Origin of the sequence: Mammaliicoccus fleurettii (assembly GCF_002018435.1) — a bacterium.
Lineage (GTDB): Bacteria > Bacillota > Bacilli > Staphylococcales > Staphylococcaceae > Mammaliicoccus > Mammaliicoccus fleurettii.
The window spans coordinates 284,056-300,482 of the sequence record NZ_MWJM01000001.1; the positions used below are offsets into that span (position 1 = coordinate 284,056).

Genomic DNA, 16,427 nt, shown 5'->3' on the forward strand with positions numbered 1-16,427 from the left:
TAAACAAGGGCAGCTATATTCACACAAGTTGGTAGAAGTGTAAGCAAGGCTATCCATATTCACACAAGTCGGAAGAAGTGTAAGCAAGGGCAGCTATATTCACACAAGTCGGAAGAAGTGTAAGCAAGGCTATCCATATTCACACAAGTCGGCAGAAGTGTAAGCAAGGCTATCCATATTCACACGAGTCGGAAGAAGTGTAAGCAAGGCTATCCATATTCACACAAGTCGAGAGAAGTGTAACTAAGGCTATCCATATTCACACAAGTCGGGAGAAGTGTAAACAAGGGCAGCCATATTCACACAAGTCGGAAGAAGTGTAAGCAAGGCTATCCATATTCACACAAGTCGGAAGAAGTGTAATCAAGGGCAGCCATATTCACACAAGTCGAAAGAAGTGTGAGCAAGCATATCTAAATTCACTTTTCATTTTTTTTTAGCAACTTTTACAATGTGTAAGTGTCAAAGGTATTCAATGCTTCAATTGCTCGGTCTCTATCATTACTTGATTTAAAACTTAATCTTAAAGCACCCATTATATCTTCGCGTACTTCTAGTATTCTAATATTTGTTATTGAGATATGACTTTGTCCTAATATTCTTGTGACTTCGCTGATCATACCTGGTTTATCGGGGATATCTACATACAAATCAAATGTGGATGTTAGTGCACCTTGTTCTTTTATTGGTAATTGGTCTCTATATGTTTTCGCTGATTGATAAAAGTCGTGAATTAATGCTGGATTACCTTCTTGAATCAATTCTTTTGTTTGTTCCATTTGTTCTATCCAATTTTCCATTAAAGTTACGAGATGCTTTTTATTTTCTAAAGTGATGTCTCGCCACATATCAGCATTACTACTTGCTATACGTGTGATATCACGAAAACCACCTGCTGCTAATGTTTTTACATATTCAGAAACTTGTGTATTTTCTTCGTTCATATGAATTAAACTTGAAGCTATTACATGAGGGAAATGACTGACTACACCAGTTACATAATCGTGTTCTTTTGCCGACATTTTGATAAATTTTGCTTTAGTGGGTTCAAATAAATTTTTCACTTCACTATAAGCAGCTTCGTTTTCGTCTTCATCATAAATTAACACATAATAGGCATTTTCGAATAAATGTTTTTTAGAATTAATTACCCCAGATTTATGACTACCAGCCATTGGATGACCGCCAATTAAATGGATATCTTTCTTTAGTAATTTTGATTCTAATGAACTTAATCCTAATTTAGTGCTGCCTGTATCCGTAACAATTAAACCAGGTTTCGTATTAATTTCTAATAATCTTTTACCGTATTCAATTGATTGTTGTACCGGAGTAGCTAGAATAATTAAATCTGCTTCACTTGCACTAGAATCAAAATCGATTGCTATTTCATCGATTATTTTCATTGATAATGCGATATCCGAATATTTTTCAAAATAATCGTAACCGGTTATATGTATATTAGGGTGATGAAATTTAATATTTTGAATTAAACTTCCCCCGATTAAGCCTAGTCCTACTATAAATATGCGTTGCATAAAATCCCTCCAATACTTTAATAGTTTAAAGTAAGTTAGTGTATGAAATCAAGTGTTATTGCTTTATTTTTTAAAAAGTATAGAATGAAAATAAATGCAAAAGGAGTGGTACAATGACAATTAATGTAAATGAAACAGTGGAAACTATAAAAGAGCTTGTTCAAATTAATAGTCCATCTGGATTTGCTGATCCTGCAATTGAATATTGTAAAAAAATTGCCGAATCATTAAATTATGATACGAGTGTAACACATAAAGGTGGACTATTAATTGAAGTTCCCGGTAAAAATGATGATCAACAACGACTTATTACTGCACATGTAGATACACTTGGCGCAATCGTTAAAGATATTAAAGAAGATGGTAGATTACAACTAGATCTAATTGGGGGATTTAGTTGGAATGCGATTGAAGGGGAATATTGTACAGTAACTACTCAAAGTGGTAAAGAAATTACTGGGACAATTTGTTTACATGAAACAAGTGTCCATGTTTATAAAAATACTTCAAAAATTCCTAGAGATGCTGAGCATATGGAAGTCAGAATAGACGAGAAAACATTTAATCCTGAAGATACTAGAGCGTTAGGAATTGAAATTGGAGATGCAGTAAGTTTTGATCCGAGGTTTATACATACTGAATCAGGGTTTGTAAAATCTCGTCACTTAGATGATAAAGCTAGTGTTGCTATGATTTTACAATTTTTAAAATATCTTAAAGAAGAAAATGTTGAATTGCCTCATACTACTAAATTCTATATTTCTAATAATGAGGAAATTGGATATGGTGCAAATTCTAATATTTCTGAGAAGGTCGTTGAATTCATTGCTTTTGATATGGGAGCACTTGGTGATGGACAGGCATCCGATGAATATACTGTTTCAATTTGCGTAAAAGATGGTTCTGGACCATATCATGTTGGTTTAAGAAATCATTTTGTTGAATTATGTAAAGAAAATGATATTAATTATAAATTAGATATTTATCCTTATTATGCTTCAGATGCTTCTGCAGCATTAAGCGCTGGCGCAGATATTAGACACGGTTTATTTGGTGCAGGTATCGAATCATCACATGCATTAGAACGTACACATGAAGATTCAATTTTAGAAAGTGAAAAGCTTTTAAGAGCTTATTGTTTATCCAATATTAACAGTTAATTAAATTTTATAGGTTGACTTTTAAAATATAATCTCGTATAGTGATATTTAATTAATCCGAAGAAGTTATTCGGGATTTGAAAGATAAGTATCTCGTGATGATAGTAGCAAAAAGAAAGCTAATGTTTGATGTAAATTAGCACTATCCACAATGAGAGAATTGGGCTTTCAAATTTTAAATTGAATGATTTTTAAAGTGAACATAATTTTTAAATGTTAACTAAGGTGGCACCACGGTAACGCGTCCTTACAGATTGCGTATACTGTGGTGTCTTTTTGTATATAAATTTCAGTGATCATGAGTAAAATTTAAAGTAAGTAGCAAATAGAAAGTTAGTGGTTGATGAGAACTAACACACTTTAAATTTGAAATGGGGATCATGTAGTGAAAATTAAATAACTAATGAGTGAATAAGTTATAAACTTATTAATCAAGGTGGTACCGCGCATAAGCGTCCTGTTAATTTAGGATGTTTATGCGCGGTTTTTTTAATTAAGGAGGATAATCATGAATATAAAATTTAAAAAATTAAATGCTGATATTACCCCAGAAACGTTAGGGCAAATAAAAAACAAGAAAATGATTCTTGAAAGTGCTAGTACAGATCAAATGAAAGGTCGATTTTCAATTGTAGCCTTTGATGCAATTGGTAAAGTTAATTTATACGATACACACTTCCAAGTGCTATTAAATAATGAAGTACAAATTTACAGAGATACGCCATATGACTCGTTAGAAACTTTTATAAACGATATGAAACATGAAGAAATACCAGAAGAACTTAAACATTTACCTTTTATTTCAGGAATGATTGGATATTGTAGTTTCGATTTAGTGAGATATCAAAATAAATTATTACAACAATTAGAAGTGAAGTCAGATATTCCAGATGTATCATTTAATTTAGTTGAATCTGTTTACATTTTTGATCATTTTAAAGAAGAACTGTTCATTATTACTTCTAATTTATTCAGCAATAAAAATGAAGAAGATATGGATAAAGAACTTGAGCATATGACAGATGAATTAAAAAATGTTTCACTTTTCCAAAATAAAATGAAACACCCATTAAGAGGTGAGTTAGAAACAAATATTACGGAAGAAGATTTTATTAAAGAAGTAGAATATTACAAATCATTAATTAGTAAAGGCGACATGTTTCAAGTAGTGCCTTCAAGAATATATAAGTACAAACATTATTTTGATGATAACAATAGAGAAAATTTAAAACTTCAAATTTATAAAAATTTAAAAAGACAAAACCCAAGTCCTTATATGTACTACGTAGATGATGAAGATAGAACAATTATTGGTTCTTCTCCTGAAAGCTTTATAAAAAAACAAGGCGAAGTGATTACAACAAATCCAATAGCAGGTACGAATAAGCGAGGTCAAACGGAAGAAGATGACAAACAAAATGAAATTGCATTATTAACAGATGAAAAGGAATTGGCTGAACATCGTATGCTAGTTGATTTAGGAAGGAACGATTTAAATATCATTGCTCAAACAGGTTCAGTATTCATGCCGAAGCTGATGACTATTGAAAGATTTGAACATGTGATGCACATCGTTACGATTGTTGAAGGAAAAATCAAACCAGAAGTAACGCCGCTTCAAATGATAACAGCTTTATTACCTGCTGGAACTGTATCCGGTGCACCAAAAACAAGAGCAATCACTAGAATATATGAGAGTAGAAAACAAAAACGTGGTATTTATGCTGGTGGAGTTGGATACATTAATTGCAATCATGATTTAGACTTCGCATTGACGATAAGAACGATGGTTGTTGATAAAGAATATGTAAATGTTGAAGCTGGATGCGGTGTTGTTTATGATTCAGATCCAAAAAAAGAATTAAAAGAAACAATGATTAAAGCTAAAAGCTTATTGGAGGTAACACCATGATACTAGTAATCGATAATTATGATTCATTCACTTATAACTTAGTAGACTTGATTGAACAATTTGATGAAGTTGTTATTCACCACCCTGATGAAACACCATTAGATTTGAAAATTGATGGTTTAGTAATATCTCCAGGTCCAGGACATCCTGATGATACGGATGAATTAAGAAAAATAATCGATGCTTATAGTGATAAACCTATTTTAGGCATATGTTTAGGTGCACAAGCACTTACTACATACTACGGTGGCAAAGTAATAGTAGGTAAAGAAGTTAAACACGGAAAAGTTGATCAAATTAACTTATTAGAGCAATCAGTACTGTATAAAGAATGTAACCAAAATTTTAATATTATGAGATATCACTCTTTAATAAGTGATGAATCGACATTTCCAAAATGTTTAAAAGTCACAGGACGAACAATTGACGCAATTCAATCATTTGAACATATAACAAGACCACATTTCGGTATACAATATCACCCAGAGTCTTTTGCTTCGGAATATGGTAATGAAATTATAAAAGCATTTGTAAATACTACAAAGGAAGGTGCAAACAATGGATACGCTCAAACAACTTATTCAATATCGTAATTTATCACAAAATGAAATGAAGGCTTTCGTAGAACTTATGATGAATGAACAGGCAGACGTTTCATTAAAAGTTGCACATTTAGTCGCTTTAAGTATGAAAGGCGAAACATCTGATGAACTTTCTAATTTAACTCAAAGTTTAATAGAAACAACATATCAACAAAGACCATATATAAAAGATAGTATTTGTGTATGTGGTACTGGAGGAGATCATTCAGGAAGCTTTAATATTTCAACTACCGCTTCATTTGTAGTTGCAGCAGCTGGGTTGAAAGTTTTGAAACACGGAAATAAAAGTATTACGTCTAAAACGGGAAGTATTGATATTTTATCCGCTTTAAATATTCATACAACACCAATTAGTGAAGCAACTAGTAGAGTGAACGAAACAAACTTAGCATTTTTAAGTGCTACAGAAACATACCCTATTATGAAAATTGTTCAACCAGTTAGAAAGTCAATACCAACTCCAACTACATTTAATTTACTAGGACCGATGATACATCCTTATAAATTAGATTATCAAGTAATGGGTGTTTATGATGATACTAAGCTTGATATCATAGCTGAAGCATTATATAAGTTAGGTCGTAAACGTGCGATAGTCGTACATGGAGCAGGCAGAATGGATGAAGCAACGCTTTCTGGTGACAATACTATTTATGAAATTTCACAAGAAAAAGGCATTATACATTATAAAGTCAATGCGAAAGATTATGGTCTTCAAACAGCAAACAATCAAGAATTAAAAGGTGGTACACCTGAAGACAATAAAGAAATTACATTAAACATTCTGACTGGTAATGATCAAGGTCCGAAAAGAGATGTTGTTGTATTAAATGCAGCACTTGCATTATATGTTGGTGGCAAAGTTAATTCTATACAGAATGGTGTCAAGTTAGCAGAAGAAATAATAGATGAAAAGTTAGCATTGAATATTTTAGAATCTGTAGGAGGAAAAGTATATGACAATATTGGATGAAATCGTAGAATATAAAAAAGGTTTACTTGATGACAACTATTATGAACAAAAATTAGAAACATTAGAAAAAGTAGATGTTCAGCATAAAACTTCATTTATAAGTCGTATAAATAATGATGATCGGTTAAATATCATAGCTGAATTAAAAGCAAAAAGTCCAACTGTATCAGACATTCCTAAACGAGATATGGCAACTCAAATTAAACTATATGAACAATATGGTGCATCTGCAATATCTATTTTAACTGATGAAAAATATTTTGATGGTAGTTATGAAAGACTACAAAGTTTGACTACAAAAACAACACTACCAATATTATGTAAAGATTTTATAATTGATAAAATTCAAATTGATTTAGCAAAACACGCTGGTGCTTCTATCGTATTATTGATTGTTAATATATTATCGAAAGCAGAGCTGAAAAATTTATATGATTATGCAACAAGTAAAGGTTTAGAAGTTCTCGTCGAAGTCCATGACAAAGCAGAACTTGAAATAGCACATGAAATTAATGCTGAATTAATCGGTGTGAATAATAGAGACTTAAAAAGATTTGTTACAGATGTTAAACATACGAATGAAATATTGACAACAATTAAACCTAATGTCAAATACATTTCAGAAAGTGGTATACGTACTATAGAAGATGTTGAAAGTATTATTGATAGTGGTATTGATGGTGCACTTATTGGAGAATCCTTAATGAAACACCCAAACTTAGATGAATTTCTACCAAGTTTACGATTACAAAAGCAAGGTGATCAACATGTTTATTAAATGTTGTGGATTCCAAGATAAGGGTTCTATTGCAACAGCAGTAAAAAATAATGTAAATGCTATTGGATTTATTACTTATCCAAAAAGTAAACGTTACGTAACTGTAGAAGAAATTGAAATGCTAAGCAAAGATATACCTGATTTTATAGACATAGTTGCAGTGGTAGTGAATTTATCATTACAAGAAATTGAAAAGTTAGTGGTAAATACTTCTATTAATACGATCCAATTTCATGGTGATGAGTCACTTGATTTTATTAAAACTGTAAAAGCAAAATATCCTCAAATTAAAATTTATAAAGCTTTACCAGCCAATGAGGAATTAGAAAATAAAATTAAAACATTTCAAAATGATGTCGATTTGTTGTTGATTGATACGCCATCTCAAAATTATGGAGGAACGGGTATTTCTTATGACTGGTCTTTATTAAATGAAATAAAAGATACACCATTTTTAATAGCAGGTGGTATCAACAAAGAAAAAATTAAACAAATAGAATTATTGAATTTAAATAACGCTGGTTATGATATATCAAGTGGTATTGAAACAAATGGTAAAAAAGATTCAGACAAAATAAAAGCATTACTAACTTATGTAAAGGGATGATAGTTATGGATAGCAATATACAATTAGAAGCAGATGAATTAGGTTTCTTTGGTGAATTTGGAGGACAATATGTTCCTGAAACATTAATGCCTGCTGTTCAAGAATTAAATGATACGTATCAAAAGTTAAAAAATGACCCAGAATTTCATAAAACATTGAATGCTTATTTAAAAGACTATGTTGGTAGAGAAACACCTTTAACATATGCTAAACGTTATACTGAAGAACTCGGTGGCGCTAAAATATATTTAAAACGTGAAGATTTAAACCATACTGGTGCTCATAAAATAAATAATGCATTAGGGCAAGCTTTAATTGCTCAAAAGATGGGGAAACGTAAACTTGTTGCTGAAACAGGTGCAGGTCAACATGGTGTAGCAAGTGCAACAATTGCGGCATTATTTGATATGGAACTCATTGTATTTATGGGTGAAGAAGATATTGAAAGACAAGCATTAAACGTATTTAGAATGGAGTTATTAGGGGCTAAAGTTGTTCCTGTAACAGATGGTCAAGGTACACTTTCTGATGCTGTAAATAAAGCACTGCAATATTGGGTGTCAAATGTTGATGATACACATTACTTATTAGGTTCTGCACTTGGTCCACATCCATTTCCAACAATTGTAAGAGATTTACAAAGTGTAATAGGGAAAGAAATTAAAACCCAAATTTTAGAAAAAGAAAATCGACTACCGGATGCAGTTGTTGCATGTATTGGTGGCGGTTCAAATGCTATTGGTACATTTTATCCATTTATTAATGATGAAACAGTTAAATTGTATGGTGTAGAAGCTGCTGGTGAAGGTGTAGACACTACTAAGCACGCCCTTGCTATTAATAAAGGTAAACCAGGGGTATTACACGGTTCTAGAATGTACTTAATTCAAGATGATAATGGACAAATTGAACTTGCTCATTCTATTTCAGCAGGGCTAGATTATCCTGGAGTAGGACCGGAACATAGTTATTATAATAATATTGGTCGCGTACAATATCCGAATGCAAGTGATAAAGAAGCGATGGACGCATTAATTAAATTTACACAATTAGAAGGTATTATACCTGCAATAGAGAGCGCACATGCTTTAAGTTATGTTGAAAAATTAGCACCAACTATGAATGAAGATGAAATTATCGTTGTAACTGTTTCTGGTCGAGGTGATAAAGATATGGAAACAATTAGAAAATATATGCAAGGTGAGGAGGGGAATCAAAATGAATAAATTATTTATCCCTTACATAATGGGTAATGAAAATTTTATAGATTCAGTTAAATTAATGGATGAAAATGGTGCAGACTATATTGAAATCGGCTTACCTTTCTCTGATCCAGTTGCTGATGGACCTACAATTATGAAAGCAGGTCAAGAAGCTATTAAACAAGGCATGACGGTAAATAAAATTATTGATCAATTAATTCAACATAAAAATAATATACAAACACCTTATTTATTTATGACATACTACAATTTGATTGATTCATATGGTGTTGAACAATTTATTGAAAGAATAGCTGAAGCAAATGTATTTGGATTAATTATTCCGGATTTACCATTTGAATTAGGTGAACGTTTTAAAGAAAAGTTACAACATAAAAATATTAAATTAATTTCTTTAATTGCGATGACATCTAGTGATGAAAGAATTAAAAAAATTGCAGAACATGCAGAAGGATTTATTTATACAGTAACAATGAATGCAACAACTGGCGATGGTAGAGGATTCCATGTAGGATTAAAAGACAAAATTCAATTTATTCAACAACATGCCAATGTTCCAGTGGTTTGCGGCTTTGGTATCAAAACAGTAAATCATGTAAAAGAAATAAAATCATTTAGTGATGGTGTAGTTATTGGCAGTGAAATAGTTAAACGTTTAGAAAATGATTCTAAACAACAAACAATAGATTATTTAAAATCTATTAGAACTGCATTAGATAAAGATTAAATAAACAAAACCCTTCTTGGAAGAAAAAGAAACTTACATCATGTATAATCGACAGTAACAAATGAAAAGGAGTGTTTCTAATGAGCAAAAAAGTACTCATAGTTGTTACAAATGAATCTCAATTTAAAGATGGTAAACCTACTGGGTTATGGCTAGAAGAAGCAGCAATTCCTTACAAAGTATTCATTAAAAATGGATTAGAAGTTGACATTGCATCTGTAAAAGGTGGTACTGTACCAATTGATCCTAATTCAACACAAAATAATGAAACAAAAGAATATCATGATGTATTAGAAAAATTACAACAAACAAATAGCATAAAAGATATCGTTTTCGAAAATTATGAAGGTATATTCTTACCTGGTGGACATGGTACTGTGTTCGATTTTCCTAATAATAAAGATTTAGAAAATATGTTAGCTTATTACAAAAATAACGATAAAGTAATTGGTGCTGTTTGCCATGGTCCTAGCGCCTTTGTGGGTGCAAAACTTCCTAATGGAAACTTTTTAGTTAATGACGTTAAATTAACAGCATTTACAGATAGCGAAGAAAAAGCAATGAATCTTGATCAAGATGTACCATTCTTACTTCAAACACAATTAGAGAAGCAAGGTGCAAGATTTGTTAAAGGCTCTGACTTTGATTCTCATACAGTTGCAGATGGTAAATTTGTTACTGGTCAAAATCCAAATTCAAGTCAAGAAGTAGCAGAAAAATTTGTAAATGTATTAAAATAATGAGAATTAAAAGGGAAAAACCTGCCATTTGGTAGGTTTTTCTTTATGAAATAATGATATAGTAATGAGTATTGTTTTAGAATAAAGAAAAAATATTGTATAATTGTAACAAATACATAAATAAGAGATTGGGAGTATTGTATACATGAAATTTACAAATTTAACAACTGGTGAATTTGAAGCTTTTACAAATAAAATGCCATATGCGCATTTCACACAAACTGTAGGTAACTATGAATTAAAAACATCAGAAGGCACTTCAACACATTTAGTGGGTGTTAAAGATGACGAGGGCGAAGTACAAGCAGCTTGTCTATTAACAAGTGTTCCAGTCATGAAAAAATTTAATTACTTCTACTCAAACAGAGGTCCAGTAATGGATTACGATAATAAAGAACTTGTAGACTTTTTCTTCAAAGAAATTGTTCCTTATTTAAAAAATAATAAAGGTTTATTCTTTAGAATTGATCCTTATTTACCGTATCAATTAAGAGACCATGATGGTAATATCAAAAAATCATTTAATCGTGATGGTTTAATAGAACAATTTGAATCATTGGGCTATGAACATCAAGGATTCACAACCGGTTTCCACCCAATCCACCAAATTAGATGGCATTCAGTACTTGATTTAGAAGACATGGATGAAAAAACACTTATTAAGAATATGGACAGTTTAAGAAAGCGTAATACTAAGAAAGTTCAAAAAAATGGTGTTAAAGTACGCTTCTTATCAAAAGAGGAAATGCCTATTTTCCGTCAGTTTATGGAAGATACAACTGAGAAAAAAGATTTTAACGACCGTGGGGACGACTTTTATTACAATAGGTTAAAATACTTTGAAAACGTTAAAATACCTTTAGCATATATTGATTTCGAAACTTATATTCCACAACTAGAAAAAGAACATGAACAATATAATAAAGATATCTCTAAAGCAGAAAAAGAATTAGAGAAAAAGCCAGATAATCAAAAAACAATTAATAAAATCGACAACCTTAAACAACAAAGGGAAGCAAATGAAACTAAACTTGAAGAAGCACTACAACTAAGAAAAGAACATGGTGATACATTACCGATAGCTGCAGGTTTCTTCATTATAAATCCATTTGAAGTAGTATATTATGCAGGCGGTTCATCTAATGAATACCGTCATTTTGCGGGAAGTTATGCTATACAATGGGAAATGATTAAATACGCATTAGACAATAATATTAATCGTTACAATTTCTATGGTATTAGTGGTGACTTTTCTGAAGATGCACCAGATGTGGGAGTTATTAAATTTAAAAAAGGTTATAATGCAGATGTTTATGAATACATTGGAGATTTTGTTAAACCAATTAATAAACCAACGTACAAAGCATATACAACAATAAAAAAAGTTTTAAAAAAATAATGATTTTCAGTAAGAGAGGAATTTAGATAATATGAAATTTACAGAATTAACGGTTACTGAATATGATGATTTCGTATCAGACAGTCAATATGAAAGTCACTACTTCCAAGTAAAAGAAAACATCAAGACTAGGGAAAATGATGGTTTTCAAGTTGTATTATTAGGGGTTAAAGATGAAAATAATCAAGTAGTTGCTGCAAGTTTATTCTCTAAAATACCTACAATGGGTAGCTATGTATATTATTCAAATCGTGGACCAGTAATGGATTATAGCAATCTAGATTTAGTAGAATATTATTTTAAAGCACTTGAAAAATATTTAAAACAACACCAATGTCTATACGTAAAAGTAGACCCTTATTGGATTTATAATATTTATGATAAAGATATTAAACAAATTAAAGAAGATGGTGCAAACGATGAAATCATTAACCTCATTAAATCTTTAGGTTATGATCATCATGGTTTTACAACTAAATATGACCCATCAAGCCAAGTTAGATGGATGGGTGTATTAAATTTAAAAGACAAAACTTTAGCAGAAATTAAAAAAGGGTTCGATAGCCAACGTAAACGTAATGTTAATAAAGCACATAATTATGGTGTTAAAGTACGTTTCCTTGAAAGAGATGAACTTGATATATTCTTCAAACTATATAGAGAAACTGAAGAAAGAGCAGGATTTATTTCAAAAACAGATGAATATTTCTTAAACTTTATCGATACATATGGATCTAAAGCACTTGTACCTTTAGCATATGTGGATTTAAATGAATATATCAAAACAACACAAGAAAACTTAAACGAACTAGAAACAAAACGCGATCAAATGATGGCAAAAGAAAATAAATCAGAAAAGCAAATTAAGAAAATTGCTGAAACTGACAGACAAATCGATCACGCACAAAAAGAATTACTAGAAACAAGTGAACTTATCAAAACTGATGGAGAAGTATTGAATTTAGCTGCAGGTGTATTCTTTGAGAATGCATATGAAATAAATTACTTCTCAGGTGGATCAAGTGAAAAATACAACCACTTTATGGGACCATATATGATGCATTGGCATATGATTAATTATTGTTTCGAAAATGGTTTTGATAGATATAACTTCTATGGACTATCAGGAGACTTTACTGAAAATAGTGAAGACTATGGTGTTTACCGATTTAAACGTGGATTTAATGTGCAAATAGAAGAATTAATTGGAGACTTCTATAAACCAATTAATAAAAAGAAATACTTCTTATACAACACAATACAAAAAGTTAGATCAAAAATTAAAAGATAGCAAAACGTGCCTGGGACAAATTTGTTCCAGGTTTTTTATTTATTATATAGATGCTTACTGTTAAATATAAAAATTATTAAAAAATAACTAGTTAATGATGTAAATAAAATAAATAAAATATTATCATGCTAATACCTCTTTTTTACTATTTGAAAATGTTGAAAACTTTCCTTTTATTACCATATATTTACATTTATAATAAAATTATAGGTAATATTCACTATTAAATATTAAAGTAATCTATATTATCTACAAAAAATATCGTTCTACTAAAATTATAACAAGGAGGAGTGATGATTAAATGCTGAAATTCAAAGGAGTTCAAACTAAAAATTTGAATAATGAATGGACTATGGGAGCAGATGTAATAGTTGGCGCTGATGCTGCCATAGGCGGAGGATTATTACTACATAAGGAGGTTGAATCATATTATGAAACTAAGTAGTTTAGCTTTGTTTAGTTCTTTTTTGGTCTTAATAGCAATTAGTTTAATAACATATAATCAATCTTCAAATCCTAATATATATATTGTTGCTATTTTAAGTATAATTTTAGGTGTTATTTCTATAAGCTTATTTGCTAATGTTTTAAAATCAAAATCAAAAAAAGAGAGTGATAATTAAAAGCTAACATTCAAATAAGTCGAGATTAGAAAGTTGAATGTTAATTGGAATTACTTGGGCGTGACTTGTAAAATATTATAATTGTCATTTTAGTTTACATAATATATATTATAGGAAGTTAAGTATTGTGTAACGATTAAACTGTTATGTGAATGATTAATGGAATCATATACGCTTAAAATTCTTTTTTGAGCTTCTGAACTTGATTCGCCATTATGTATACGATAATCAAAGTCTTCATATGTGTATTTAAGCTCATTTAACCAATTATTTAACGATATGTCGCTTAATTGACGTTCATTGAGTCTTGAATCTGTAATAACATCTATTTGGTATTACTTAAATATATTTGATCAATATTAAGGTTTGCTAATACAGGTATTAATTGTTCAGCTTGAAATATACTATTTTAATTATGATTAGACAATATAAAACACAGCAACTCAAATCGTCATAATAACGTTTTAAGTTGCTGTGTTTCTCTTATAGATGATTTTCTACGTATATATTAATTGCTTCATGCATATATTGAGCTAATCCTTCACCAAATTGGTTTATATTTTTAGTGAAACGTTCGTCAGCTATATATAATTCACCTAAACCTTTAAATACTTCTAATGAATACTCATAATTGATATTATCGTTTAAGAAATCATACCAATCTTGAATAAGTTGTTGTGTTTCTTCTGATGCTGGTGATTTCTCTTCATTATTAACGGAAGCTAATGATCTAAATATGTTGTTCATTTCGTTTTCTTTTTCGAATCTTTCTTGTTTAGGCATATTTGATAATTTTTCGTTTGCTTTATCAACTGTCTTTCCGCCCCACTTTTCACGTGCCTCTTGTTCATATTCATTTTTATTGAAGTCGAACCCTTTAAATTTCTCTTCATTTGTCATATTTATTTCTCCTTTAAAATGTTTTGTTGTTTGATTAATAGTTTGTATCATTTGATCAATGTGATTCCTTTTATCCATTAACATTTTCTTATGCAATTGCAATGCTTCTTGTTTATTAAATGATGGATCGTCTAGAATTTGTTTGATCTTTTTTAGAGGGAAATCAAGCTCTTTGAAAAATAAAATTTGCTGTAGTCTATCTAAATTAGCTTCAGAATATAATCTATAACCTGCTTCTGAAATTTTTGATGGATTTAATAAGCTTATTTCATCGTAATGGTGAAGTGTGCGCACACTTATTCCTACAAGGTTTGCTAATTCTTTAACTGACATTTCCATTTACTTAACCTCCTCATATATTGACTATAAAGTCTTACGTAACGTAAGAGTCAACAACTAATATTATTTAAAATTTTGAAAATATGTTCGATTAATACATGTTATAGTATATATACGATAATTATGGTAGACAGGAGTTTTAAAATGAACAAAGAACCTCAATATGATTTAACTTTAGAAACACCACGCTTAATACTAATGGCAGGAGAACAAGTATTAGCGTATAAAAATACGATCACTGATGAATTGCTCAATTCAGCTGATTCTTTAAAAAAATGGGTATCATTTTTTAATTATAACTTTGATAAAGCTAAAGCAACAGAATTTATCGATAAAACAACTGATATGAGTTTTAACAAACAGTTTTTAAGATATTTTATGTTTGATAAAGAAACGAATACTTTTGTTGGCTCATTAGTATTACAAGATATTGATTTGAGATTACCATCTTGTGAAATTGGGTATTGGACTGTAGTTTCTGGACAAGGCAAAGGCTACATGACTGAAGCAATCCAATATATTACACGATATCTAATTGATACACACCAATTTGCTAGAATTGAAGCATATATTGATGTTAAAAATGTTAAAAGTATCGAGACAATAGAAAGATGTAGTTTCGAACGTGAAGGTACATTGAAGAATTCAGATTTAAGTGCCGATCAATCAAAATTAATTAACGAAGCATTATATGCAATTACAACACCTGTTTATTTTAAATAATGGAGCTTGTTTGTTATAGTAACTTACGATTTTGTACGTGCATTTGCCAGAGGGTATGGCTCGAGCCTGTAGTCTCTCACGCATACTATTCCCTCAGGCGTCAGCACTACAAAATCGTTATAAATATCAGTTTTTTTATAAAAAGTATGAGTAAGAATCAATTTTAATAAACTGTTCATACAAGCCTACCATGGCAGTCTTATGAGATTTCTCATTAGGCTGCTTTTTTGTATTCAAAAGTGCTTATAACGGACTCCTTAACAGCAATTTTGGTAGAACCTGCTTATAACACACCTCTTATCAGCAATTTTGCTGAAATCTGCTGATACTGCTACTCTTAACAGCAATTTCGCTGAAACCTGCTGATACTGGCACTCTTATCAGCAATTTTGCTGAAACCTGCTTATACTGGCACTCTTATCAGCAATTTTGCTGAAACCTGCTGATACTGGCACTCTTAACAGCAATTTTGCTGAAATCTGCTTATACTGGTACTCTTATCAGCAATTTCACTAAAACCTGCTTATCCTGGCACTCTTATCAGCAATTTTGCTGAAATCTGCTTATACTGGTACTCTTAACAGCAATTTCGCTGAAACCTGCTTATACTGGTACTCTTATCAGCAATTTCGCTGAACCTTGCTTATATTTAGTCAAGTCCATAATTTTGTGTAATATCTTTAGATGTAATCAACCATTGGTTTTTCTAGGGTATTAACAAAATATATATGCTTGGTTTTTAGCTGATATATTTTGTTAATCTCTACTAATTTTAAAAAAATTAGTAGTAATTCTAAGTAATAAAAGGTCGTTTCGAACTATCAAAATTTTCTTGGATATCCATAAGTACAGCACCAATTAATCTAAAAGCAGAGTCTAAATTAGGGAAAGT

16 protein-coding genes are annotated in these 16,427 nt (G+C 30.6%); 14 read left to right on the top strand and 2 right to left on the bottom strand.

The window, feature by feature from the left end:
* Positions 1–446: 446 nt before the first annotated feature.
* Positions 447–1,538, bottom strand: coding sequence for a prephenate dehydrogenase (locus B2G86_RS01445; protein WP_078356356.1), 1,092 nt, complete (start codon positions 1,536–1,538; stop codon positions 447–449).
* Positions 1,539–1,651: 113 nt separating this feature from the next.
* On the opposite strand from B2G86_RS01445, the gene B2G86_RS01450 reads away from it, so the two are divergent.
* From B2G86_RS01450 to B2G86_RS01505, 13 genes are all read left to right on the top strand, one after another.
* Complete coding sequence (locus B2G86_RS01450; RefSeq protein ID WP_078356357.1) at positions 1,652–2,698, top strand: M42 family metallopeptidase; 1,047 nt, start codon at positions 1,652–1,654, stop codon at positions 2,696–2,698.
* A 508-nt stretch (positions 2,699–3,206) separates the two neighbouring features.
* Positions 3,207–4,610 (top strand): anthranilate synthase component I, encoded by a 1,404-nt coding sequence (locus B2G86_RS01455; protein ID WP_078356358.1) that lies wholly within the window; start codon positions 3,207–3,209, stop codon positions 4,608–4,610.
* The gene (locus B2G86_RS01460) at positions 4,607–5,203 is read left to right on the top strand and encodes an anthranilate synthase component II (RefSeq protein ID WP_078356359.1); all 597 of its coding nucleotides are present in this window, start codon (positions 4,607–4,609) and stop codon (positions 5,201–5,203) included. The genes B2G86_RS01455 and B2G86_RS01460 overlap by 4 nt, the downstream gene beginning before the upstream one ends.
* On the top strand, positions 5,169–6,185 hold the full coding sequence (trpD, locus tag B2G86_RS01465) for an anthranilate phosphoribosyltransferase (RefSeq protein WP_078356360.1): 1,017 nt from the start codon (positions 5,169–5,171) through the stop codon (positions 6,183–6,185). Before B2G86_RS01460 ends, trpD begins: the two co-directional genes overlap by 35 nt.
* The gene (trpC, locus tag B2G86_RS01470) at positions 6,169–6,963 is read left to right on the top strand and encodes an indole-3-glycerol phosphate synthase TrpC (RefSeq protein ID WP_078356361.1); all 795 of its coding nucleotides are present in this window, start codon (positions 6,169–6,171) and stop codon (positions 6,961–6,963) included. Before trpD ends, trpC begins: the two co-directional genes overlap by 17 nt.
* Entirely contained in the window at positions 6,953–7,570 is a 618-nt protein-coding gene (locus B2G86_RS01475; protein ID WP_078356362.1) for a phosphoribosylanthranilate isomerase, read from the top strand. The genes trpC and B2G86_RS01475 overlap by 11 nt, the downstream gene beginning before the upstream one ends.
* Positions 7,571–7,575: 5 nt before the next feature.
* Positions 7,576–8,796, top strand: coding sequence for a tryptophan synthase subunit beta (gene trpB / locus B2G86_RS01480; protein WP_078356363.1), 1,221 nt, complete (start codon positions 7,576–7,578; stop codon positions 8,794–8,796).
* On the top strand, positions 8,789–9,520 hold the full coding sequence (trpA, locus tag B2G86_RS01485; RefSeq protein WP_078356364.1) for a tryptophan synthase subunit alpha: 732 nt from the start codon (positions 8,789–8,791) through the stop codon (positions 9,518–9,520). Before trpB ends, trpA begins: the two co-directional genes overlap by 8 nt.
* 80 nt (positions 9,521–9,600) lie before the next feature.
* Entirely contained in the window at positions 9,601–10,260 is a 660-nt protein-coding gene (locus B2G86_RS01490; protein ID WP_078356365.1) for a type 1 glutamine amidotransferase domain-containing protein, read from the top strand.
* Between the two features lie 145 nt (positions 10,261–10,405).
* Positions 10,406–11,659: an aminoacyltransferase gene (locus tag B2G86_RS01495; protein WP_078356366.1), complete on the top strand. Its 1,254-nt coding sequence runs from the start codon at positions 10,406–10,408 to the stop codon at positions 11,657–11,659.
* Positions 11,660–11,690: 31 nt separating this feature from the next.
* On the top strand, positions 11,691–12,950 hold the full coding sequence (locus B2G86_RS01500; RefSeq protein ID WP_078356367.1) for an aminoacyltransferase: 1,260 nt from the start codon (positions 11,691–11,693) through the stop codon (positions 12,948–12,950).
* A 301-nt stretch (positions 12,951–13,251) separates the two neighbouring features.
* The gene (locus B2G86_RS13275) at positions 13,252–13,395 is read left to right on the top strand and encodes a hypothetical protein (protein WP_158079017.1); all 144 of its coding nucleotides are present in this window, start codon (positions 13,252–13,254) and stop codon (positions 13,393–13,395) included.
* Positions 13,382–13,573: a hypothetical protein gene (locus B2G86_RS01505; protein WP_078356368.1), complete on the top strand. Its 192-nt coding sequence runs from the start codon at positions 13,382–13,384 to the stop codon at positions 13,571–13,573. The genes B2G86_RS13275 and B2G86_RS01505 overlap by 14 nt, the downstream gene beginning before the upstream one ends.
* A 483-nt stretch (positions 13,574–14,056) precedes the next feature.
* On the opposite strand, the gene B2G86_RS01510 is transcribed toward B2G86_RS01505, so the two are convergent.
* Positions 14,057–14,812 (bottom strand): MerR family transcriptional regulator, encoded by a 756-nt coding sequence (locus B2G86_RS01510; RefSeq protein WP_078356369.1) that lies wholly within the window; start codon positions 14,810–14,812, stop codon positions 14,057–14,059.
* Positions 14,813–14,956: 144 nt separating this feature from the next.
* Here B2G86_RS01510 and B2G86_RS01515 point away from each other — a divergent pair, with 144 nt between their 5' ends.
* Positions 14,957–15,535 carry a GNAT family N-acetyltransferase gene (locus B2G86_RS01515; RefSeq protein WP_078356370.1) on the top strand — a complete coding sequence of 193 codons (579 nt, stop codon included), beginning with the start codon at positions 14,957–14,959 and terminating at the stop codon, positions 15,533–15,535.
* Positions 15,536–16,427 lie beyond the last annotated feature (892 nt).